At 71.1% G+C, this 19,947-nt stretch carries 20 protein-coding genes, 2 tRNA genes, 1 other RNA gene and 1 pseudogene; 12 read left to right on the top strand and 12 right to left on the bottom strand.

Annotated features, from left to right (window positions below; genetic code table 11):
* Positions 1-42 precede the first annotated feature (42 nt).
* Positions 43-1,713 (bottom strand): DUF885 domain-containing protein, encoded by a 1,671-nt coding sequence (locus ACQP0U_RS31485; RefSeq protein WP_433314191.1) that lies wholly within the window; start codon positions 1,711-1,713, stop codon positions 43-45.
* Between the two features lie 129 nt (positions 1,714-1,842).
* Between ACQP0U_RS31485 and ACQP0U_RS31480 the strand changes: the two are divergent.
* Positions 1,843-3,021, top strand: a pseudogene (locus ACQP0U_RS31480) (DMT family transporter); the annotation flags it as partial.
* Here the strand turns inward: ACQP0U_RS31480 and ACQP0U_RS31475 are convergent.
* On the bottom strand, positions 2,904-3,977 hold the full coding sequence (locus ACQP0U_RS31475) for a PHP domain-containing protein (RefSeq protein WP_433314188.1): 1,074 nt from the start codon (positions 3,975-3,977) through the stop codon (positions 2,904-2,906). The pseudogene ACQP0U_RS31480 and the gene ACQP0U_RS31475 overlap by 118 nt on opposite strands.
* 1 nt (position 3,978) lies before the next feature.
* Positions 3,979-4,740, bottom strand: coding sequence for a M23 family metallopeptidase (locus ACQP0U_RS31470; protein WP_433314186.1), 762 nt, complete (start codon positions 4,738-4,740; stop codon positions 3,979-3,981).
* A 64-nt stretch (positions 4,741-4,804) separates the two neighbouring features.
* On the opposite strand from ACQP0U_RS31470, the gene ACQP0U_RS31465 reads away from it, so the two are divergent.
* The 4 genes from ACQP0U_RS31465 to ACQP0U_RS31450 all read left to right on the top strand — a co-directional run bounded on the left by ACQP0U_RS31465 (position 4,805) and on the right by ACQP0U_RS31450 (position 6,710).
* A complete protein-coding gene (locus tag ACQP0U_RS31465; RefSeq protein ID WP_433314183.1) occupies positions 4,805-5,194 on the top strand; it encodes a hypothetical protein in 390 nt (129 codons plus the stop codon).
* A 111-nt stretch (positions 5,195-5,305) separates the two neighbouring features.
* Positions 5,306-5,473: a hypothetical protein gene (locus ACQP0U_RS31460; RefSeq protein WP_167493094.1), complete on the top strand. Its 168-nt coding sequence runs from the start codon at positions 5,306-5,308 to the stop codon at positions 5,471-5,473.
* Between the two features lie 117 nt (positions 5,474-5,590).
* Positions 5,591-6,118 carry a tRNA adenosine deaminase-associated protein gene (locus ACQP0U_RS31455; protein ID WP_433314180.1) on the top strand — a complete coding sequence of 176 codons (528 nt, stop codon included), beginning with the start codon at positions 5,591-5,593 and terminating at the stop codon, positions 6,116-6,118.
* A gap of 145 nt (positions 6,119-6,263) precedes the next feature.
* The gene (locus tag ACQP0U_RS31450) at positions 6,264-6,710 is read left to right on the top strand and encodes a nucleoside deaminase (RefSeq protein WP_433321305.1); all 447 of its coding nucleotides are present in this window, start codon (positions 6,264-6,266) and stop codon (positions 6,708-6,710) included.
* A 134-nt stretch (positions 6,711-6,844) separates the two neighbouring features.
* On the opposite strand, the gene deoD is transcribed toward ACQP0U_RS31450, so the two are convergent.
* Entirely contained in the window at positions 6,845-7,552 is a 708-nt protein-coding gene (gene deoD / locus ACQP0U_RS31445; RefSeq protein WP_030328147.1) for a purine-nucleoside phosphorylase, read from the bottom strand.
* Positions 7,553-7,627: 75 nt separating this feature from the next.
* On the opposite strand from deoD, the gene ACQP0U_RS31440 reads away from it, so the two are divergent.
* Positions 7,628-7,714: transfer RNA gene (locus ACQP0U_RS31440), tRNA-Ser, on the top strand.
* A gap of 58 nt (positions 7,715-7,772) precedes the next feature.
* On the opposite strand, the gene ACQP0U_RS31435 is transcribed toward ACQP0U_RS31440, so the two are convergent.
* Positions 7,773-8,522 (bottom strand): SDR family NAD(P)-dependent oxidoreductase, encoded by a 750-nt coding sequence (locus ACQP0U_RS31435; protein ID WP_433314177.1) that lies wholly within the window; start codon positions 8,520-8,522, stop codon positions 7,773-7,775.
* Between the two features lie 168 nt (positions 8,523-8,690).
* Here ACQP0U_RS31435 and ACQP0U_RS31430 point away from each other — a divergent pair, with 168 nt between their 5' ends.
* Positions 8,691-9,323 (top strand): TetR/AcrR family transcriptional regulator, encoded by a 633-nt coding sequence (locus ACQP0U_RS31430; RefSeq protein WP_433314175.1) that lies wholly within the window; start codon positions 8,691-8,693, stop codon positions 9,321-9,323.
* 4 nt (positions 9,324-9,327) lie between these two features.
* On the opposite strand, the gene ACQP0U_RS31425 is transcribed toward ACQP0U_RS31430, so the two are convergent.
* A complete protein-coding gene (locus ACQP0U_RS31425) occupies positions 9,328-10,263 on the bottom strand; it encodes a TetR/AcrR family transcriptional regulator C-terminal domain-containing protein (RefSeq protein ID WP_433314172.1) in 936 nt (311 codons plus the stop codon).
* 171 nt (positions 10,264-10,434) lie between these two features.
* Between ACQP0U_RS31425 and ACQP0U_RS31420 the strand changes: the two genes are divergently transcribed.
* On the top strand, positions 10,435-12,048 hold the full coding sequence (locus ACQP0U_RS31420) for a carboxylesterase/lipase family protein (protein ID WP_433314169.1): 1,614 nt from the start codon (positions 10,435-10,437) through the stop codon (positions 12,046-12,048).
* Between the two features lie 47 nt (positions 12,049-12,095).
* Here the strand turns inward: ACQP0U_RS31420 and ACQP0U_RS31415 are convergent, their stop codons facing one another.
* Both ACQP0U_RS31415 and ACQP0U_RS31410 read right to left on the bottom strand, forming a co-directional pair.
* Complete coding sequence (locus ACQP0U_RS31415; RefSeq protein ID WP_433314168.1) at positions 12,096-12,743, bottom strand: response regulator; 648 nt, start codon at positions 12,741-12,743, stop codon at positions 12,096-12,098.
* Positions 12,731-13,951, bottom strand: a complete 1,221-nt coding sequence (locus ACQP0U_RS31410) for a sensor histidine kinase (protein WP_433314166.1) — start codon at positions 13,949-13,951, stop codon at positions 12,731-12,733. Before ACQP0U_RS31410 ends, ACQP0U_RS31415 begins: the two co-directional genes overlap by 13 nt.
* Positions 13,952-14,060: 109 nt before the next feature.
* Here ACQP0U_RS31410 and ACQP0U_RS31405 point away from each other — a divergent pair, with 109 nt between their 5' ends.
* Both ACQP0U_RS31405 and ACQP0U_RS31400 read left to right on the top strand, forming a co-directional pair.
* A complete protein-coding gene (locus ACQP0U_RS31405) occupies positions 14,061-15,221 on the top strand; it encodes a serine hydrolase domain-containing protein (protein ID WP_433314164.1) in 1,161 nt (386 codons plus the stop codon).
* Between the two features lie 38 nt (positions 15,222-15,259).
* A complete protein-coding gene (locus ACQP0U_RS31400) occupies positions 15,260-16,813 on the top strand; it encodes an alpha/beta hydrolase (protein ID WP_433314162.1) in 1,554 nt (517 codons plus the stop codon).
* Positions 16,814-16,827: 14 nt separating this feature from the next.
* On the opposite strand, the gene ACQP0U_RS31395 is transcribed toward ACQP0U_RS31400, so the two are convergent.
* The 3 genes from ACQP0U_RS31395 to ACQP0U_RS31385 form a co-directional block, all read right to left on the bottom strand.
* The gene (locus ACQP0U_RS31395; protein WP_433314159.1) at positions 16,828-17,322 is read right to left on the bottom strand and encodes a hypothetical protein; all 495 of its coding nucleotides are present in this window, start codon (positions 17,320-17,322) and stop codon (positions 16,828-16,830) included.
* A 92-nt stretch (positions 17,323-17,414) separates the two neighbouring features.
* Positions 17,415-17,969 carry a hypothetical protein gene (locus ACQP0U_RS31390; protein ID WP_433314157.1) on the bottom strand — a complete coding sequence of 185 codons (555 nt, stop codon included), beginning with the start codon at positions 17,967-17,969 and terminating at the stop codon, positions 17,415-17,417.
* 227 nt (positions 17,970-18,196) lie between these two features.
* Positions 18,197-19,033: a class I SAM-dependent methyltransferase gene (locus ACQP0U_RS31385; protein ID WP_433314154.1), complete on the bottom strand. Its 837-nt coding sequence runs from the start codon at positions 19,031-19,033 to the stop codon at positions 18,197-18,199.
* A 61-nt stretch (positions 19,034-19,094) separates the two neighbouring features.
* On the opposite strand from ACQP0U_RS31385, the gene ACQP0U_RS31380 reads away from it, so the two are divergent.
* Positions 19,095-19,409: a pentapeptide repeat-containing protein gene (locus tag ACQP0U_RS31380; protein ID WP_433314151.1), complete on the top strand. Its 315-nt coding sequence runs from the start codon at positions 19,095-19,097 to the stop codon at positions 19,407-19,409.
* Positions 19,410-19,479: 70 nt separating this feature from the next.
* On the opposite strand, the gene ACQP0U_RS31375 is transcribed toward ACQP0U_RS31380, so the two are convergent.
* Positions 19,480-19,564 (bottom strand) — tRNA-Ser (locus ACQP0U_RS31375).
* Between the two features lie 82 nt (positions 19,565-19,646).
* Between ACQP0U_RS31375 and ffs the strand changes: the two genes are divergently transcribed.
* Positions 19,647-19,736, top strand: an RNA gene (gene ffs / locus ACQP0U_RS31370) — signal recognition particle sRNA small type.
* The last annotated feature ends 211 nt before the right edge of the window (positions 19,737-19,947 follow it).

Raw genomic sequence — 19,947 nt, 5'->3', positions numbered from 1 at the left:
CGACGGACTCGTCGTACCGTCGGCGCGCGCAGCCGTGGCTCGTCAGATCCGGGCCAGGGCCCGGCGCAGCGGGTCGAGACCCAGCGCACCCAGGTCCAACGCCTGCCGGTGGAACTCCCGCAGGTCGAAGTCGGCACCCTTGCGGGCCTTGGCGTCCTCGCGGGCCTGGAGCCAGATCCGCTCACCCACCTTGTACGACGGCGCCTGCCCCGGCCAACCCAGGTAGCGGTTCAGCTCGAAGCGCAGGTTCTCGTCCGGGACCCGGCAGTGCGCCCGCATGAACTCCCAGCCCAGCTCGGGCGTCCACCGCTCGCCCGGGTGGAAACCGAAGGGATTGTCCTTCGGGATCTCCAGCTCCAGGTGCATGCCGATGTCCACGATCACCCGTGCCGCGCGCATCGCCTGGCCGTCGAGCATGCCCAGCTTGTCGCCCGGATCATCCAGGTAACCCAGCTCGTCCATCAACCGCTCCGAGTAGAGCGCCCAGCCCTCACCGTGCCCGGAGACCCAGCAGAGCAGCCGCTGCCATCGGTTGAGCAGGTCGGCCCGGACGGCGGTCTGCGCCACCTGGAGGTGGTGACCTGGCACGCCCTCGTGGTAGACCGTGGTCACCTCTCGCCAGGTGGAGAAGTCGCTGATGCCCTGCGGCACCGCCCACCACATCCGACCGGGGCGGGAGAAGTCCTCACTCGGGCCGGTGTAGTAGATCGCGCCGTCGCTGGTCGGGGCGAGGCAGCACTCGATGCGGCGGACCTGCTCCGGGATGTCGAAGTGGGTGCCGTGCAGCTCGGTGATCGCCTTGTCGGCAAGCGCCTGCATCCAGTCCCGGAACGCCTCCTTGCCCTGGATGGTCCGGGCCGGGTCGGCGTCCAGGGTGGCGACGGCCTCGTCGACGGTGGCACCGGCGCCGGAGATGCGGCCCGCCACGACCCGCATCTCCGCCTCCAGGCGGGCCAGCTCCGCGAAGCCCCAGGCGTACGTCTCGTCCAGGTCGATCTTGGCGCCGAGGAAATACTGTGAGGCGAGCTCGTAGCGCTCCCGGCCGGCGGCCTGCTTGTCCCGCCCGTGCGGGGCCAACTCGGTCCGCAGGAACTGCCCGAACTCGGCGGTCGCCGCGGTCGCCGCCGCCGCACCCCGACGCAGCTCCGAGCCGAGCGTGCCCTCCGCCCCCAGCCGCTCGACCAGCCCGTGGAAGAAGTTGTCGCCGGTCGGGTCGACCCAGATGTCACACTGCTTGGCCACCTCGACCAGCTGCACCTTCGAGCTGACCTCACCGGCGGCGAGTGCCTCGCGCAGCGTGGTCTTGTAGCCCTCCAGAGCGGCGCCGAAGCCGTTGAGCCGGGCGGCGATGTTGGCCTGGTCGTCACTGGTAGCGGTGGGCATCAGGTCGAACACCATGCGGATCTCGTGCAGCCCGCTGGTGATGACGCTCACCTCGCTGGTCACCTCGCCGGCGTCGTACCGGGCGAGGTCCAGGCCGAGCCGTTCCTGCATGGCCTCCTTGGCGGTCCGTTCCGATTCGGTCTGCGGCTCGGTCACCTCCAGCTCGGCGAGCGTCCGGCGCGTGAGGTCCGCGCGTGCCCCGTAGCCGTCGGGCGAGAGGTCGTCGAGCTGGTCGTCATGGCCGGCGATGCCGACGAAGGTCGCGCCGGTGGGGCTCAACGGCGCCCACTCGGCCACGTAGCGGTTGGCGAGTTCATCAATTCGTCCCACGCTGCGACCCTACGTGACCACCCCACCCCCTTGTCGCCGACGTTTGTCGTGTTCGAGCTGCGTGTTCGGCACAGCGTGACGGCCGAAAGGCGCGCGACTTTGTCGTACGGTTGCGGCAGAGTGTCAGGGGTGACCACCGATACCACTCCTGACAAGGCGCCGGTCCGCGCCTGGTTGCCCGGCTTCATCGCCCTCGCCGCGATCTGGGGTTCCAGCTTCCTCTTCATCAAGGTCGGGGTGGCCGAGCTGCACCCGGTTCAACTCACCCTCTACCGGGTCGTCGCCGGCGCGTTGACCCTGCTCGTGGTCCTCGCCGTGCTGCGCGACCGGCTGCCCCGCGAGCCCCGGGTCTGGGCGCACCTGACCGTCGTCGCCGCCTTCGGCGTGGCGGTGCCGTTCACCCTCTTCGGCTACGGAGAGCAGCGGGTCGAGTCGATGCTGGCCGGCATCTGGAACGCCACGACGCCGTTGATCGTGCTGCCGCTGGCGGTGCTGGTCTTCCGCACCGAGCGGCTGACCATGCGCCGTGCGGTCGGGCTCGGGCTGGGCTTCGTCGGGGTGCTTGTGGTGCTCGGGGTCTGGGAGGGCATCGGCGGGGCGCACTTCACCGGGCAGCTCATGTGCCTCGGTGCCGCGGCCTGCTACGGCGTGTCCATTCCGTACCAGAAGCGCTTCGTTGCCGGCAGCGCCTACTCGGGGCTGTCGCTCTCCACCGCGCAACTGCTGCTCGCCGCTGTGCAGTTGGCCATCGTCACCCCCTTCGTCGCCGGCCTTCCGCCGCTGCCCACCGAGTTGTCGCCGGGGGTGGTGGCCAGTGTGCTCACTCTGGGCGCGCTCGGCACCGGGCTCGCGTTCGTGATCAACATGCGCAACATCCGGGTGGCCGGCGCGAGCACCGCGTCCACCGTCACGTACCTGATCCCGATCTTCGCGGTGTTGATCGGTGCCGTGGCGCTCGACGAACGACTCAACTGGCACCAACCGGTCGGCGCGCTGATCGTGCTGCTCGGGGTCGCGGTCTCGCAGGGGATGTTCGGTCGCCGCCGCACCAGCCCGGTCGTCGGCGTCGGCGCACCCGCAACCCCCGCCGCCGAGCCCGCCCGCCACTGATGAGCCGCTCGCGACCAGCTCAGCGCCGAGCCGGTCGGGCCTGAGCTGGTCGGGCACTGAACGGGCGGGGGTTGGGCCGGTCAGGGGCGGTTGTGCGTCCAGGCCACCAGTTGCTCTGCCGACCAGGTGTTGACGACGCGGTCGGCGGAGACGCCGCAGAGGGCGGCACGTTCGCAGCCGAATCGTTGCCAGTCGAGTTGGCCGGGCGCGTGCGCGTCCGTGTTGATGGCGAACCGGCAACCAGCCTCCAGCGCACGGCGGATCAGGCGCTTCGGGGGGTCCTGCCGCTCCGGCCGAGAGTTGATCTCGACGGCGGTGTCGTGCTCGGCGCAGGCGGCGAAGACGGCGTCCGCGTCGAAGTCGCTCTCCGCCCGGGTACGCGCGCGGTGCCCCCGATCGCCCGGACCTGTCACGCCGGCCGGGCGGGACGACACCATCCGGCCGGTGACGTGGCCGAGGATGTCCAGGTGCGGGTTGGCGACGGCGGCCAGCATGCGCCGGGTCATCTTCGACCGCTCGTCCTTCAGGCCGCTGTGCACCGACCCGACCACCACGTCCAGCCGGGCCAGCAGGTCGTCGTCCTGGTCCAGGGAGCCGTCGGCGAGGATGTCCACCTCGATCCCGGTGAGGATCCGGAAACCCTCGGGGAGCGCCGAGTTGACCTGCGCCACGTGGTCGAGCTGGCGGCGCAGCCGGTCCGCGGTCAGCCCCCGGGCCACCGTCAGCCGGGGCGAGTGGTCGGTCAGCACCAGGTACTCGTGGCCCAACTCCACAGCGGCCAGCGCCATCTCCTCGATCGGCGAGCCGCCGTCGGACCAGTCCGAGTGGGTGTGACAGTCGCCGCGTAGGGCGGCACGCAGCGCCGTGGCCTCGGCGTCCAGGTCGCTGCCCTCGGTCGCCACCAGCCGGCGCAGGTAGACCGGCTCCTCACCGGCGAGGGACTCCGCCACGCAGCGGGCCGTGACGTCACCGACCCCGGCCAGCTCGGTCAGCGTGCCGTTGGCGGCCCGTTCGGTCATCTCGGCCGCAGGCATGCCGGCCAGCGCCTTCGCCGCCGACCGGAACGCGCGTACCCGGTAGGTGGCCTCGTTGGCCCGCTCCAGGAGGAACGCGATCCGGCGCAGGTCGGCGATGGGATCTCTCGCGGGAGCCATGTCAGGGCGCCTTCGGGCAGCCGTGTCGGCGTTGCCACGTGGTGACCTCGGCGGCCGGCTCCCGGTTGCCGCCGCGCCGCCAGGAGTCCAGGTAACGCGCCGGCCAGATCACCCCGCGCCGGATCCACCAGCCGTCCTTGCCCGCGCACGCCGGCGAGATGCCGAAGTGCACGTGGCACACGTTGTTCGCGTTGCCGGTGCGGCCCACCTTGCCGAGCTGCTGCCCGGCGCGGACCCGCACCCCGGCGTCGACGCCGCCGGTCACGACGCTCAGGTGCGAGCCGTAGTAACGCACCCCGTCGTCGCCGAGCAGGGAGACCGACAGGCCGCCGTTGTCAGGCCCCTGCCGCCCGCGTTTGGTGTACCTGTCGACGCGGCTCACCTCCAGCACCGTCCCGTCCGTCACCGCCACGAACGGCTCGCCGCAGTCGGCGAAGAGGTCCGTCGCCGGGTACGCACCGTGCGTCGGGTGGTAATCGACGTTGCTGGTGCGTACCGGAAAGACATGCTTCAGCCCGGCGCGGGGTGCCGTCGCCGACGGACTGGCCGACGACGGCGCCGGGGGGCTCGGGTCGGTCGCCGTCGGCGTGGGTGACTGTGCCGGCGGCTGGTCGGCGGTCGCCCAGGCCGCCGGTGGCGTCGGCGCGGCGCCCCCGGGCACCCCCGGCCGGGTGGTCGCGCAGCCGGCGGCCAGCACCGGGGCGAGCAGCAGCAGGATCGGGTACGCCGGACGAGCGCGGCGGCTGATCGTCGGCGAGGACATCCGGTCATCCTGGCAGAGCCGGTACCGTGGGCACGAGCGGCACGCGTGAGGGAGGGCAGAGACGGTGACGATTGCCCGACCCGAACCCGGCCCGGATTTCGGTGCCGCCCGGCAGGCGCCGCGTACCCCGTCGGGTCTGTTCCCCTCCGGGCCCCCGACCCGGCCCACCTACCGTGAGCCGCACCCGATCACCGGCGGAGGTGTCGCCACCGGCGGCGGCGCGGCGGCCGCCTGGCTGCTGCTGTTCGGCCTGCTCGGCACCGACGTGGCCAGCTACGCGTGGTGGACGGTGATCGCCGGCCTGCTGGCCTGGGTCACCGCCCTGGTGCTGGTCCGCTACGGCGACCGAGGGGTGGCCACCGGTGTCGCCATCGTCACGGCGGGTGGTTGGAGCATCGCCGCCGCCGTGGTGGCCGTCCGCTGGGCCACCGGTGGTGACTGGCCGCTGTGGTGACCGGCACGGACCGGCCCCGGAAGGGCGCTCGGTGACTGCACCGTGTGCCCGGTTGGCTGCGTAGCGAACGCCGTCTTGACGTGGCCGCCGAGACTCGGCACGCTCGGGACTATGGCCTGGACCACTCCCCGGCAGGATCCCGATCGCAGTCGCCGTCGCCTGCAGTTGCTGGCCGAGTTGGCGGGCGCCCGGGCGGTCCGACAGCGCAGCCGACCGCAGCGGCAGCGCACCGAGCGTCTGCGCCAGCTCATCGCCACCCGCCGTCGAGTCGTCGGCTGATCCGACTTTGTCAGGAATGACCCGCCCTTCGGGGCGTTGACGGGTCGCCCGCCGACCCGACCGGCTAACGTGCACGCGTAACGAGTCGACGCTGTGTCGAGGGCTATTGGGGGGACCGTGTCGTACTTCGCTGCGGCCGTGGTGCGCGACGACAGTGGCTGGACCGCCGCCGAGGTCAGCCTGCGTGGCGCCACCGACATCGACGAGGTTGCCGACCGGCTGCGTGACGTCGACCAGGAGGCCGACGTGTCGCTGCTCTTCGTCGAGGCCGACGACGCGTACCTGGTGGTCCTGCGCCTCGACGAGGGCGAGGACCTGCGGGTGTTCGGTTCGGACTCCGCGTACGCCGAGGAGTCGCAGCTGGGGTCGCTGCTGGTCGGTGACCTGAAGACCTCGGTCACCGGGCTCGACGGCGACGACGAGCCACGCCCGGTGAGCACCGGTGACGAGGAGAGCGAGCAGCCCGTCGTCGACCCGGAGGCCGACCCGGTCGGTGACGCCGACCTGCTGGCCAACCTGGGTATCTCCGCGCAGAAGCTGCTGACCCTCTGCACCCACGAGGGAATGATGCCGGCGGACGTCACCGCCGAGATCTGCGCGGTGCTCGGCTGCGCCGACGAGGTCGAGGAGCTGCGTGAGGTCTGAGCCGGCCGACGCCACCGATCCGTCTCTGGAGTCGATCCGGCCGGGACAGCCGACCCCCGGTGTGGTGGGCCGCGCCGGGCCCGGTGCCCACGAGGGCCTGGCCGACCTGGGCGAGGTCGGCCGACGGCAGCGGCACGAGCTGTGGATGCGCCGTGCCCTGGAGGTCGCCGTGGCCGGTCCGCCGGTCGGCGACGCGGTCAGCACCGACGTCGACGACGTGCCGGTGGGGGCGGTCCTCTATGGGCCGGACGGCACCGAGTTGGCCACCGGACGCAACGAGCGGGAGCTGACCGGCGACCCCACCGCCCACGCCGAGGTGCTGGCCCTGCGCCGGGGCGCCGAGCGCACCGGCCGGTGGCGGCTGGACGGCTGCACCCTGGTGGTCACCCTCGAACCGTGCACCATGTGCGCCGGGGCGCTGGTGCTGGCCCGGGTCTCCACAGTCGTGTTCGGCGCCTGGGAGCCCAAGACCGGCGCGGCCGGATCGCTCTGGGACGTGCTGCGGGACCGGCGGCTCAACCACCGCCCCGAGGTCTACGGCGGGGTGCTGGAGGCCGAGACCGCCACAGTCCTGCGCGCGTTCTTCCGCTGAGGCCGTGCGGGCAGCCCGCCTCGCGCCGACCGAAGCGCCGGCCGCCGTCTGACTCTTCCGTCCTGATGTGCGAGAGCGTGATGACTCCGCAGAGTCATCACGCTCTTCGCGGTGTTGCGTTGCGCCCGAACAGGTCAGGCGATGATCGTGTCGAGGGCGATCTCGACCATCTGGCTGAAGGTCTGCTCGCGCTCCTCCGAGGTGGTCTTCTCACCGGTCTTGATGTGGTCGCTGACGGTCAACACGGTCAGCGCGCGGGCCTTGAACCGGGCGGCGATCGTGTACAGCGCCGCCGACTCCATCTCCACCGCCAGCACGCCGTAGTCGGCGAGGGTGTCGTAGAGGTCCGGCCGGTCGGTGTAGAAGGCGTCCGCCGCCAGAATCGGCCCGACGTGCATGCTGATGCCGCGCCGCTCGGCCACCTCGACCGACGTACGCAGCAGCCCGAAGTCGGCCACCGGGGCGTAGTCGATGAGCCCGTCGAAACGCATCCGGTTCATGTTCGAGTCGGTGGACGACCCGATCGCCGCCACCACGTCCCGCAGTTGCAGGTCGGTGCTGAGGGCACCACAGGAGCCGACCCGGATCAGCGTCTTCACGCCGTACTCGTTGATCAACTCGTGGGCGTAGATGGAGGCCGACGGCATGCCCATGCCGGAGCCCTGGACGGAAACCTCGACGCCGTTCCAGCGGCCGGTGAAGCCCAGCATGCCCCGAACCGTCGAGTAGCAGGTGGCGCCCTCGAGGTAGGTCTCCGCGATCCACTTGGCCCGCAGGGGGTCGCCCGGCATCAGGACCCGCTCGGCGATCTCTCCCGGCTTCGCGCCGATGTGCGTACTCATGGCAAAGATCCTGCCAGGCCGGCCCGGGCGATACCGGTTCGGCGTCGGAACCAGCGGTCCTGTACCCTCGTCGGCGGTGGCGTGTCCGAGCGGCCTAAGGAGCACGCCTCGAAAGCGTGTGAGGGTTAACGCCCTCCGAGGGTTCAAATCCCTCCGCCACCGCTCTGAAATGCCGAAACGCCCGGTCGATCCGCGAGGATCGACCGGGCGTTTCGGCATTTCAGAGCTGTTGCTCGCCGCCGTCGACGAAGAGCTCGCCGCCGGTCATGAAGCTGCTCTGGTCGGAGGCGAGGAAGAGCGCCGCGTTGGCGATCTCGTCCGGGTGTGCCATTCGCTGCATGGGTACGCCCGACGCGATGGCCTGGAGCAACCCGGGGGCCTCCGCGGGGCTGGGCGCGAGGCCCGCGAGCCCGGGGGTTTCGGTCGAGCCGGGGATCAGGGTGTTGACCCGGATCTTCCGGCCCATCAACTCGGCGGCCCAGGTGCGACCGAACGAGCGGATGGCTGCCTTGGACGCGGCGTAGATGCTGAACGCCGGCGTGCCGTTGCTGGCGGCCGTCGAGCCGGTCAGCACGATCGAGGCGCCCTCGTTGAGCAGGGGCAGGGCCTTCTGCACTGTGAAGACGGTGCCGTAGATGTTGGTGTCGAAGGTGTTCGCGATGTGCTCGACAGTGATCGAGTCGAGCGAGCGGAACTCGCCACCACCGGCGTTGGCGAACACCACGTCCAGCCCAGCGCCCCGCTCCTCGATCGCCCGCATCACCCGGTCCAGGTCGTCGAGCTTGCTGACGTCGCTGGCGATGCCTGTGGCGTTGGCTCCGATGCTGGCCACTGCCTCGTCCAGCGGGCCCTTGCGGCGGCCGGTGACGAAGACGTGTGCGCCTTCGGCGGCGAAGCGGCGGGCGGCGGCCAGGCCGATGCCCGTGGTGCCCCCGGTGACGAGGGCGGTCTTGCCGTCGAGCTGTCCCACGATGGATCTCCTCTGTTGCGGGGTGGTCGTGTGCGGCCGGCCGGGCCTCGAACAAGTTCTGTACCGAGCGGTACGTATTCGACCGTAGCAACCCACGGCCGGGTCCGCAAATTTCTGTACCGATCGGTTTTGCCGACGGTAGGATGTGCGGAGGAAAGGTGGTGAGCTGTGCCGCAGCGAGGACGACCACGGGGCTTCGACGCCGACGAGGCGCTGGAGCGCGCGGTGGAGGTGTTCTGGCGTCAGGGGTACGAGGGCGCCTCGGTGAACGACCTCGCCGAGGCCATGGGGATCAACAAGCCCAGCCTCTACGCCGCCTACGGCGGCAAGGAGGAGTTGTTCCGCAAGGCCGTGGCCCGCTATGCCGAAAAAGACATGGGGTACGCCCGGGACGCTTTCGCCCAACCGAGCGCGTACGAGGTGGTTGCCACCCTGCTGCGCGAGAACGTGGTCGCCGTGACCAGGCCCGACCGACCACTCGGTTGTCTGTCGATCCAGGGCGGCGTTGCCTGCTCCACGGAGAACGCGCCAGTCGCCGGATTCCTCGCCTCCAGCCGCCTGGCCGGTGAAGGCGCCCTCGCCGACCGGCTCGCCCGCGCCGTCGCCGACGGTGACCTACCCGCGCACGCCGATCCCGTCGCGCTCGCCCGCTTCGTCATGATCGTCACCGAGGGGCAGGCGGTGCACGCCGCAGCCGGTGTCAGCAGGGAGGACCTGCGACAGGCGGCGGAGATCGCCCTCGCCGGTTTCGCCGCCGCGTCCGGGGCGCGACTGCCGGAGCAGGCCGGCCACCCGGTCTGAACGGTCACCGTTCGAGCAGCGCCGCCATGCCGTCGAGCAGACGGTGCAGACCGAATTCGAAGAGACTCTCGACGTTGAGGTCGACCGGCGTCCGGCTGAGTCGGGCCAGATGCGGGAACTCGCCCGCGGCGAGCAGTCCACCGAACACGTCGGACTGGGCCTCCATCCACTCGTCGTCGGTCAGGCCGGTGTCCTGCTCCGCCTCGGCCTCCCGCTCCAGGTTGATGGCGGTGCCTCGAACATGGTTGGCCAGTGCGGCCACCAGGTGGAGCTGGGTGTGCTGGTCCAGGCCGTGCCGCGCGAGGGCGCGCAGCGCCCACTCGGTGTGCGCGACGGCGTGCGGTGCCATCAGTGGGCGGGTCAGTGAGATGACCTGGGCCAGCCACGGATGCCGCCGGTAGATCGACCACTGGAGCCGGCTGAGCAACTCCAGTTGGGCTCGCCATCCGGGCGGGAACGTGCGCGGCAGCCGATGCGCGGCGAAGGCCGCGTCCGCCATCAGCACGAGAAGTTGCTCCTTGCCCCGCACCTGCCGGTACAGCGACATGGTGGGGACGTCCAGCTCCATCGCGATGCGCCGCATGCTCAGCGCCGGTAACCCTTCGGCGTCGGCGATCTTCATGGCGGTCCGTACCACCTGGTCGCGGGTCAACCCCTGGGCCGGCAGGCGGCGAACACCGGACGGCGAGCTCCGACTCGGCGAGGTCGGCGCCGTGCCGGTCACCACCATGCCCACACCCGGCACCGCCCGCACAAGGCTCGCCTGCCGCATCGCGGTGAGGGCGCGGCTGGCGGTCGCCATGGCGACACCCCACTCCCGGACGATCTGCCGGGTGGACGGCACTCGGTCGCCGGGGCCCAACTCGCCCGCCATGATGCGCCGCCGCAACTCCCCGACGATGCGCAGATAAGGAGGAGTGGTCTCGTCGATCTCCTCCACAATCGCCTCCCGCCGGTCTCGCGGTGACCGTAGCGCACTAGAGCACTGGCAGGCGCCCCCGTTCTTCCTGCCCTGGCGTACTAGAGCTCCATGGCCGGGTGGTTGCCAGCTCGACATGCTCAGTGCAGCCGGTGCGTACGCCGTACCGGCGTCGACGAGATGGGGAGAGTCATGACAAGCATCCCGTACCCCCGATGGGCCGTCACACTGGGCGCTGTCGTCCTCGTCGGCCCGGCGATGGCCGTCGGCCCGGCAGCGGCCGACAACGACCGCCGGACCGCGGCCGTCGTCCGGACCGACCAGGGCGTGGTGCGGGGGGCCGTCGCGGCGGATCACCTGTCGTTCCAGGGCATCCCGTACGCCAGCCCGCCGCTGGGCGCGCTGCGCTGGGCACCGCCCCAGCCCGGTCCGACATGGACCGGAGTACGTGACGCGACCCGGCCCGGTGCCGCCTGCGCGCAACTGAAGGGGTTGCCGATGGACGCACCCTCGGAGTCCGAGGACTGCCTCTACCTGAATGTCACGACCCCGCGCTCCTCCGCCCGAACGCCTCGACCGGTGATGCTGTGGTTGCACGGCGGGGACTTCAGGTTCGGTAGCGGCGACGGATACGGCGGGCAGCGGCTGGCGGCCGGTGGTGACGTCATCGTCGTCATGGCGAACTACCGGCTCGGCGCGCTCGGCTTCCTGGCACATCCGGCGCTGGCGGGTCGGAACGGAATAATCGGCAACTTCGGCTTGCAGGACCAGCAGGCCGCCCTGCGCTGGGTACGGCGCAACGCGGCGGCCTTCGGCGGCGACCCGGGCAACGTCACCCTGTTCGGCCAGTCCGCCGGGGCGACAAGCGTCTGCGCCCAGCTCGCCGCCCCGGGCTCCGCTGGCCTGTTCCACCGCGCGATCATGCAGAGCAACTCGTGCGCCAACCCGGTCCAGACCCGGGCTGAGGCGATCGGGGCGGCCGAGGAACTCGCTCGGAGGATCGGCTGCACCGACCCGGCGGTGGTCGCCACCTGCCTGCGCGGACGTACCCCCGCCCGGCTGATCGAGGCGGTCGGCTATCCCGGCGCGGGTGTCGACCTCGGCCCGGTCGTCGACGGCCACACGCTGCCGGTGGCCCCGGCCGAAGCGCTGACCACCGGGAGGCTGCATCGGGTGCCGGTGTTGACCGGGATGAACCGGGACGAGTCCCGGCTCGCGGTGTGGGGGATGGAACGGGTTGGGTTCAACTGCCCGGAGCCGCCAGGGCCGGACCAGGAGCCGGAGTCGTGCCCGCTCACCGATGACCAGTACCGCGACCAGGTGCGGGCCATGTTCGGTGACCACGCGGAGGAGGTGCTGGCCCGCTATCCGCGCGACCCCGCACATCCCGCCAGCGCGACGTTGGGCGCCGTGCTGACCGATCACGACTACGCCGAGCCGGTCTACACCGCCGCGTTGGCATTCGCGCGGCGGGTGCCGACCTTCGCGTACGAGTTCGCCGACGAGGACGCGCCGTTCTTCACCGAGGGGCCCGAACCGACGTTCGCCACCGGCGCGTACCACTGCGCGGAGCTGCCGTACCTGTTCACGGTCGACTATGCCGAGGCGCTCACGCCGACCCAGCGGCGGCTCTCCGACGAGATGGTCCGGACCTGGAGCGACTTCGCCAGGACTGGTCGGGCGGGCTGGCCCCGACTGCGCTCTGACACCCCGTACGTCCGGGTGTTCGCCGGTGGCGGCGGGTCGGGCACGACGGACTTCGCGGCGGCCCACTCGTACGACTTCTGGCTGTCGCTCCGTCGCTGATGCCGTGGCCGACACGAGCGGGCCGGCCCTCGGGGGACCCGGCCCGCTCAGCGGCCCGGATCATTCAGGAAGGTGAGCACGGCGGCGACCCGGCGATGCACGTCGCTGTCGGGTGGTAGGTCGAGCTTGGTGAAGATGTTCCCGATGTGCTTGCTCACCGCGCGCTCGGTGATCACGAGCTGGGCGGCGATGCCCGTGTTGGTGCTGCCACCGGCCATCAGCGCGAGCACCTCGCGTTCCCGTGCGGTCAGCTCGGTGAGCGGGTTGCGTCGGGCGGTGACGAGTTGGGCCACCACCTGCGGGTCCAGCACGGTGCCGCCGGCGGCGACCCGACGCAACGCGTCGAGGAACTCCTCGACCCGGGACACCCGATCCTTGAGTAGGTAGCCGACGCCTCCCTGCCCGTCGACGAGCAGCTCGGCGGCGTAGGCGCGCTCGACGTACTGGGACAGCAGCAGCACCGGCAACCCGGGGTGCAGTCGGCGGGCGGCCAACGCGGTGCGCAACCCCTCGTCGCGGAACGTCGGCGGCAGTCGGATGTCCATGATGGCGACGTCGGGCCGCTGCCGATCGATCGCCGCGATGATGTCGTTCGGGGTGTCCACCGCTGCCGTGACCTCGAAGCCGGCGGTGCTCAGCAGCAGGTTGAGCCCTTCCTGGAGTAGGACGTTGTCCTCGGCGATCAGGACGCGCACGGCAACTCCACCCGTAGCACTGTCGGCCCGCCGATCGGACTGCTCAGCTCGACCCTGCCGTCCAGTGCCGCGACGCGATGCCGGATGCCGGTCAGGCCGGTGCCGGCCGACGACTGGGCGCCCCCGACGCCGTCGTCGGTCACGTTGACGACCAGTTGACCCGCCCGGTGCTCCACCCGCAGGTCGCCCCCGGTGGCCCTGCTGTGCCGGGTGATGTTGGCCAGCGCTTCCGCCACGACGAAGTAGGCAGCGCTCTCCAACGCCGCCGGGAGCCGTTGCAGCGGGGTGACCCGGACCGTGAGCGGCACCGGACAGTCGGCAGCGAGCGCGTGCACCGCGCCCGGCAGCCCTCGGTCCGCCAGAATCGGCGGGTAGATGCCCCGCACCACCGCGCGCAGCTCGGCCAGCGCTGCCTCGACGCTCGTCCGCGCCCGTTCAATCAGCTGGTCCGCCAGCACCGGGTCGGCTGCCCTCTGACCTTGCGCGACGCCGAGCTGGATGGCGATCGCCACCAACCGTGCCTGGGTGCCGTCGTGCAGGTCGCGCTCGATTCGCCGCAGCTCCGCCGCGTGGGCGTCGAGCGCGCCGGCCCGGGTGGCGGTGAGTTCCGTGACGCGCCGCTCCAACCGGCTCCGCGACGACGGTGCGAACGACGCCCGCGCCGCATGGGCGTACGCCACGGCACAGGCGGGGACGGCCCACCGGAGAAGCGCCAGCCCGGCGAGCCCGAGCAGAGGTGGCACCAGCAGTGCCTGGGCCCAGCTCCGGATCGGGACGACGAAGGTGAGCGGTGCCTCGACCGGCACGGCCCACCACATCAGCGGCACGATCAACCCACCCAGCGCGATCAGCCAGAGCAGCAGCACACCGGCGGCGAGCGGCACGCCGGCGATGGCGTGCACGGTCAGCCAGAACGCACTTCGGTAGGTGGTCGGATCGCCTGCGGCGACCCGCAGCCAGGCGGCCCGACTGGCGCACCGCACCTGGGGCTCGGCCGGAGCTGCCACGCCCAGCAGCCGGTCCGCGCGGCGCCGCTCCAGGCGAGCGAGCGACCCGAGGAGACGCACGGCTGGCGGCAGCAGCGCGATGCCGACCACGAGAAGGCTCAGGCCAAGCGCCCCGACGAACGTGCCGATCGCGACCGCCGACGCCACCGCAGTGGCACCGCCGGTCACCAGGTACGTCGTCGCGAACCATGCCCCCCGCATCGTCACATTCTCCGTCCACAGAGGCGGCCGGGCAGTGTAGCCAGCTACACCATCGATCCGGGTCTCTACTCCCTCGTGGGTCCACCCGGCCGTCCCTAGCGTCGACGACATGAGAAGACCGACACGACGACGGCACGCATTCGGCGTGCTCGCCGGGGTTGTCCTGCTCGCCCTTGCCGGCGCGGGTGCGCCAGCCGTGGCCCGTCAACCGGGGCCGGCATGCTCCGACCGACCGGCGACTATCGCCGCGATGCGCGACCTGACCGGCATTCATCGGTTGGTCGGCGCTGCCATCGAGGTGGACGGACCCCGGTGCGGTCGATGGTCTGCTGCCAGCGGCCGGGCCGACCTGCGAACAGGCCGGCCGATGCGGGTCGACGACCGGATCCGGATCGGCAGTTCGACGAAGACCTTCACCGCGACAGTGGTGCTGCAACTCGTCGCGGAGGGCCGGCTCGCCCTGGACGCCCCGATCGAGAGATACCTGCCGGGCCGGGTCCGGGGCAACGGGTACGACGGTCGGCGGATCACCGTCCGCGATCTGCTGCGGCACACCAGCGGCCTGCCCGATCACGTCGATGCGCTCGACTGGGACCGGGTGGATCGATGGCGGTATCGGCACTTCACGCCGGAGGAGCTGATCGCGCTGGCGCTGGCCCAGCCGCCACCCGTTCCGAGCTGGCACTACTCGACCGCCAACTACGTCCTCGCCGGCCTGATCGTCGAGCAGGTGACCGGGCGCGACATCAGCGTGGAGATCACCCGGCGGATCATCGGGCCGTTGGGCTTGAGCGATACCTACTGGCCGGGCGACTCGGTGCGGATCCGGGGGGCTCATCCGCGCGGCTACGCGTTGGTCGGCGCGCAGCGGCGGCGCGATGTCACCGAGTTCAACATGTCGTACGGCGGAGCTGGCGGAGCACTGGTCTCGACCCTCGCAGACCAGAACCGATTCTTCGCCGCGCTGCTCGGCGGCCAATTGCTGGACCCCGTCCGCCTCGCCGAGATGACCCGCACTGTGCCTACCGATCCGGACCGGCTGTGGCCCGGCGCCCGTTACGGGCTCGGGATCATCTCGACGCCGTTGGCCGGCTGCGGCGGAACCCTGTACTGGGGCCACGGTGGAACGACGCCGGGCTTTCGCACCCTGGGCGGGGTCACCGCCGACGGTCGCCGGGCGCAGCTGGTGGTGAACGACGAGCCGGCGTCGTACGAGAGCTGGCAGGCGTTGTCCACGACCCTGCACGCCGCCTTGTGTGAGGCCCGGTGATCCGCCGCCGGGCCGATTCCCCAACCGAGGAGATGACGATGACCGGGAACAGATGGACCACTACGGCGATGAGGATGGTGGCGGCGCTGACCGTGCTGGGAATCACCGTCACCGCCGTCGGGCCGGTGCCGGCTGTCGCTGCGGCCGACGGCCTGGCCGGCGCCCAGCGACAACGGCTCGACTGGCACACCTGCCAGCGAGGATCCGCCGACGCGGCTGGTGCCGAGCTGGATCGGGCCGGCGCGACCTGCACCGAGCTGACCGTTCCGCTGGACTACGCCCGCCCGGATGGCCGCACCATCACACTGGCGCTGTCCCGGCTGCGGGCGACCGACACCGCGCACCGGCTCGGCGTCCTTCTGCTGAACACCGGCGGTCCCGGTGCGCCGGGGATGTCGGACGTTCTGCCGATCCGGCAGTGGCTGGGTGATGTCGGGGCGCGGTTCGACCTCATCGGGCTGGACCCTCGGTTCGTCGGTCGCAGCACCCCACTGGACTGCGGCTGGTCAACGGGCACCTGGACCCGCTCCGCGGGGCCGGACCGCGCCACGTTCGACCGGCTGACCGCATTCGAACGGGACTTGGCCGCCCGATGCGCCCGCCGGCACGCCGACCTGCTACCGCACATCAACACCCGAAACACGGCGCGTGACATCGATCTGCTCCGGGCTGTTCTCGGCGAGCAGAAACTTTCCTACCTGGGCTACTCCTACGGCACCTACCTCGGCGCGGTCTACACCCAGATGTTCCCGGCGCGCGCCGATCGGTTCGTCCTGGACAGCGCGGTCGACCCCGCCAGCTACGGCGCGAGGGTGCTGCGCGAGGCCGGGCCCGCCAACGAGGTCGCACTGCGCGACTGGGCGGACTGGGTGGCCCGCCACCACGACCGGTACGGCCTGGGTGGCACCGGTCAGGAGGTGCTGGCCGTGGTGGACGGCATCCTCGCCGCCGCGACCCGCCGCCCGATAGAGGTGGGTGGTTATGAGGTGGACCGGCAGTCGGTGCCGTACCTGCTGCTCAATCGGCTCAGCGACGATCGGGACGAGACCCAGGCCGACCTCGCAGAGACGGTGCAGGTGCTTCGGCGTGCCGTGGTGTCGGGCTCGGCGACACCGACCGCCTCTTTGGCGGACACGCTGTCGTTTCTGTTCACCGGTGCGCAGTCAGCGACCGGCAGCGTGCAGGCCGCGATCCTCTGCGGAGATGTGCCGGTGCGCCGCGACCCCGGGGACTATTGGCGCGACGTTCGGCAGCACCGGACGAGCGAGCCTCGATTCGGGGAGTTGACCAGGGCCATCAACCCGTGCGCGTTCTGGCCGGCGCAGCCCCGGGAGCGGCCGACAGTGGTGCAGAACGCCGTGCCGACCCTGATCGTGCAGTCCACGGGGGACACCCGCACGATCTACCGGCACGGCCAGGCCATGCACCGGGCGCTCACCGGCTCCCGGCTGATCACCCTGCGCGACGCTCGGATTCACGGTGTCTTCGGCAACTACGGCAACACGTGCGTGGACGATGCGGTCGTCGCCTATCTGGCCGATGGGCAGTTGCCGGCCAGAGACCTCGACTGCGTCGGCCACACGTCGCAGTGATCAGTCCGCGCGGGTCAGCACGGGCCCGCACCCTCGTCGAAGAGGCGGCGGGCCCAGTCCGCATACCCGGCGATGGTTTTTCGGACCGTGCGCCCGTCGTGCAGGAACAGGTACGCGCGGTCGCCGCTGCGGGCGAGCAGCCCGTCGAGACGGTGCGTCCCCTGTGGAGCGCGAAGTCGGCTGACCTCCGGATAGTGGTCCCAGACCTCGTCGATGGGCGAGCCCGCAGCTATGCCCTCCGGTGTGCGCATCGGGTCGCCGACCCAGAGCAGCACGAGTTTGTCCTCCACGAAGACCGGGCTGACCGTGTCGTGGCCGGCGAGCATCGGCCCGCAGGCATCCAGGCTGGTGCGCAGGATGCCGCGCCGGGTCAGCTCGTCCTCGGTGGCACCGAACTCGATGTTCTGCAGGCCGTTCAGATCGATGACCTCCACGCTGCCGGCGGGCCGGCCCTTCGGGATCGGCCCGGTGGGCGGTACGCCGCTGCCAGCGATCGAGGCAGCCGTCATCAACGTAGCGATAAACGCAAATTGTCGCAATTTCATGGAATCCCCCAGTCCCCAACGGAACGGGAGCGTTCAGGTTGCTGCCGATGGCCGGATTACTGGTTTTCCCACTGTTCGACCAGCTCATCCCAGTAGTCGGCGCTGAGTCGACGCCGCCCGTGCGCCAGCCAGCCCTCGGTGTTCCGCTCCAGATGCAACCCCAGTTCGGCGAACGGGTCGATCCAGGTGCCGGGCTCGACGCCCAGTCGGGTCAGCGCCCCGTTGATCGGCCACTGCTCGCGCGGCGCGTCCAACTCGTCGTCGAAGCACGGCCCCCAGGACAGCGCCCCGCCCAGCCACACCGCCGCCGACTGGTAGCCGGCGCCACCACCGAACTCCGCCTCCAGGTAGGCCACCGGTCCCGACCGTGACCAGCGGGTCAGCACCTCGACCAGCGCCGACGACAACACCAGACCGAATGGGCGCGCGGCGCTCCGGTCGTCCGTCGCGAAATCCGGCAACGACCCGGTCAGCTCGATCACCAACTGCGGGGTGACCGGCAGCAACGCAAAGTCCTGGCGCAGCTCGCCGAGGACCGCGTGATCCAGTTCGGCGGTGTGCTCGCGGAGCAGTTCAGCGTCCGAGACCACCGCGCTGAGCTGGTAACCCATCGAACCCTCCGCCGTCCACAGCCTGTGGATAGAACATGTGTACGACGGTCCTCGACCCGCCGGCTCCCGGACGGTACCCGCCGTCCGCGCCCGCGCCTCCAGCCCCCTGATCGCCCACCTGGCGGTAACTGTCCAAGATCTCGACGGGGCTGAGGGGCGGGCCGCGTCCGACCGTGCTGGGCGCGGGTACCGGCCGGAGGGGCGACGGGCCCGCGCCTGACCGAGTGTCAGGGACGCCAGATCGCCACCTCGATGTCGCGTCGCCGTTCGGCGAAGCGGCCGTTCCGTGCCGCCGTGATCAGGAGCTGGCGCAGGTCCGCCGAGAAGGCCGGGAGTCGGTCGGCGAACAGGTGTGGTGCCGCGCTGGACAGCGAGAACACCGCCGAGGTGATCTCGTCCACGGTGCGTTCCACGACCATCCCCTGTTCGACATTGACTCGGATGGGGCCGGTGAACCCCGCCGCGCGCATGATCTCCCCCTCGCCGGAGGGGGTGCCTGCCGGCAACAACCCCTGCCCGGCCCGGCGGACCGGCCCCAGGTAGCCCGCCACCAGCTCGTCGATCTGCTGCCAGGGCGGTCGGGGGTACGGCAGCGGGTCGTCCCCGGTCACGCCCTGGTGCGTGTTGGCGCCGACGTGGACCCAGGCCCCGTCGGGCGTGAGCATGTCGCGGACCCGATCAACCACGAGCGGCCGATCCATCCAGTGGAACGACTGGGCGAACGTGACCACCCGGAACGTACCCAGGTCGGACGGCAGGGCCTCGGCGCGCAGGTGTCGCCACTCGACGTTGGTGGCCCCGACCTCGTCGGCTCTGCGCTGGGCCTCGGTGAGCATGTCCCGGTCCGCATCGACGCCCACCGCCGCCTCGAACAGGGGCGCGAGCAGCAGGGTCACCGATCCGGGCCCACAGCCGACGTCGAGGAGTCGCCCGGTGCCGTCCAGGTCGAGCGTGGTGCCGATCGCCTCGGCGAGGCTTGGCGGGTAGGGCATACGGCCGACGCGGTAGTGGCCGGCGCTGCCCGCGTACAAGGTTTCGTCCCACTCCCACGCCGCATCAGTCACGACGTCGATGAGACCACAGAGCCGAGCGTGCGGGTGGTCACGGCATCCCAGGTGGACCGTGGTGCAGCTCGACGACGCCGTTCTCGAAGGGGCGGATCTCCGCTACGCGATTCTTAATTCCGCCAAGCTCTACAAGACCGATCTGCGCGGCGCCAATCTTGAGTTGGCCAGCCTGCGCTGGTGCACGCTCGGCGGCACGAGCATGCCCACGGTGCTGACCGGCGCGAGGATGTTCGGCTGCCGGTTCGAGGGCGCGAAGGGTGCCGTCGTCGGTCCGGTCCTCGTGGACGAGGGAGCGACCCGGTCCCTCGGCGGCGCGGAGCTGGAGGCGTGGTTCTCGGGGCAGGGCGCGGAGCACGTCCAGGTGGTGGGCTGACGCCACCGCACAGACGATTCAGGGCCGGTCCCCGTGGGGCCGGCCCTGTCGTTCGTGCTGCTCAGGCGAGCGGAGGATACGAGATTCGAACTCGTGAGGGTGTAAACCCAACACGCTTTCCAAGCGTGCGCCCTAGGCCTCTAGGCGAATCCTCCGCGAGCCAGGATACAGGCCCCTGTCGGCCGGGCCACCCCACCACCCCCTGAAGATCGACGGGCGGTCGGGTAGGCTTGGCGTCACCTCCCGTGCGGCGGTATCTCGTGAACCTCCCCAGGGCCGGAAGGCAGCAAGGATAAGCGAGCTCTGCCGGGTGCACGGGAGGCCTTTTTGTCTGTGGACCGGTTGATCCACTCGGCATCCGTGATGTCGCGGTGTCCCGGTCACGCGGATACCGCGGTTTCCAGGAAGCCGAGTTGATCAAGCGCGGCGGCCGGGAAGCCGAAGTCGATCAAGCCCGAAGGCCCGGGCGCCCGGGGTGGTGGGTGGTCACCCGCGCCCGACCGGCGCAGAATGGCTCGGTCGAGAGGAGGCGGGACGA

This window comes from Micromonospora sp. CA-269861 (assembly GCF_050948505.1).
Classification (GTDB): domain Bacteria; phylum Actinomycetota; class Actinomycetes; order Mycobacteriales; family Micromonosporaceae; genus Micromonospora.
The sequence above is the reverse complement of the archived record's forward strand: the minus strand, read 5'-3'. Positions and strand labels throughout refer to the sequence as shown.

Excerpts from the sequence above, each read along its gene's own strand:
- ACQP0U_RS31390 (WP_433314157.1), bottom strand. The coding sequence starts at position 17,969 with ATGGGTTACCAGCTCAGCGCGGTGGTCTCGGACGCTGAACTGCTCCGC.
- ACQP0U_RS31405 (WP_433314164.1), top strand. The coding sequence starts at position 14,061 with ATGAGAAGACCGACACGACGACGGCACGCATTCGGCGTGCTCGCCGGG.
- ACQP0U_RS31420 (WP_433314169.1), top strand. The coding sequence starts at position 10,435 with ATGACAAGCATCCCGTACCCCCGATGGGCCGTCACACTGGGCGCTGTC.
- ACQP0U_RS31395 (WP_433314159.1), bottom strand. The coding sequence starts at position 17,322 with ATGACGGCTGCCTCGATCGCTGGCAGCGGCGTACCGCCCACCGGGCCG.
- ACQP0U_RS31470 (WP_433314186.1), bottom strand. The coding sequence starts at position 4,740 with ATGTCCTCGCCGACGATCAGCCGCCGCGCTCGTCCGGCGTACCCGATC.
- deoD (WP_030328147.1), bottom strand. The coding sequence starts at position 7,552 with ATGAGTACGCACATCGGCGCGAAGCCGGGAGAGATCGCCGAGCGGGTC.
- ACQP0U_RS31450 (WP_433321305.1), top strand. The coding sequence starts at position 6,264 with ATGCGCCGTGCCCTGGAGGTCGCCGTGGCCGGTCCGCCGGTCGGCGAC.
- ACQP0U_RS31400 (WP_433314162.1), top strand. The coding sequence starts at position 15,260 with ATGACCGGGAACAGATGGACCACTACGGCGATGAGGATGGTGGCGGCG.
- ACQP0U_RS31475 (WP_433314188.1), bottom strand. The coding sequence starts at position 3,977 with ATGGCTCCCGCGAGAGATCCCATCGCCGACCTGCGCCGGATCGCGTTC.
- ACQP0U_RS31460 (WP_167493094.1), top strand. The coding sequence starts at position 5,306 with ATGGCCTGGACCACTCCCCGGCAGGATCCCGATCGCAGTCGCCGTCGC.
- ACQP0U_RS31410 (WP_433314166.1), bottom strand. The coding sequence starts at position 13,951 with ATGCGGGGGGCATGGTTCGCGACGACGTACCTGGTGACCGGCGGTGCC.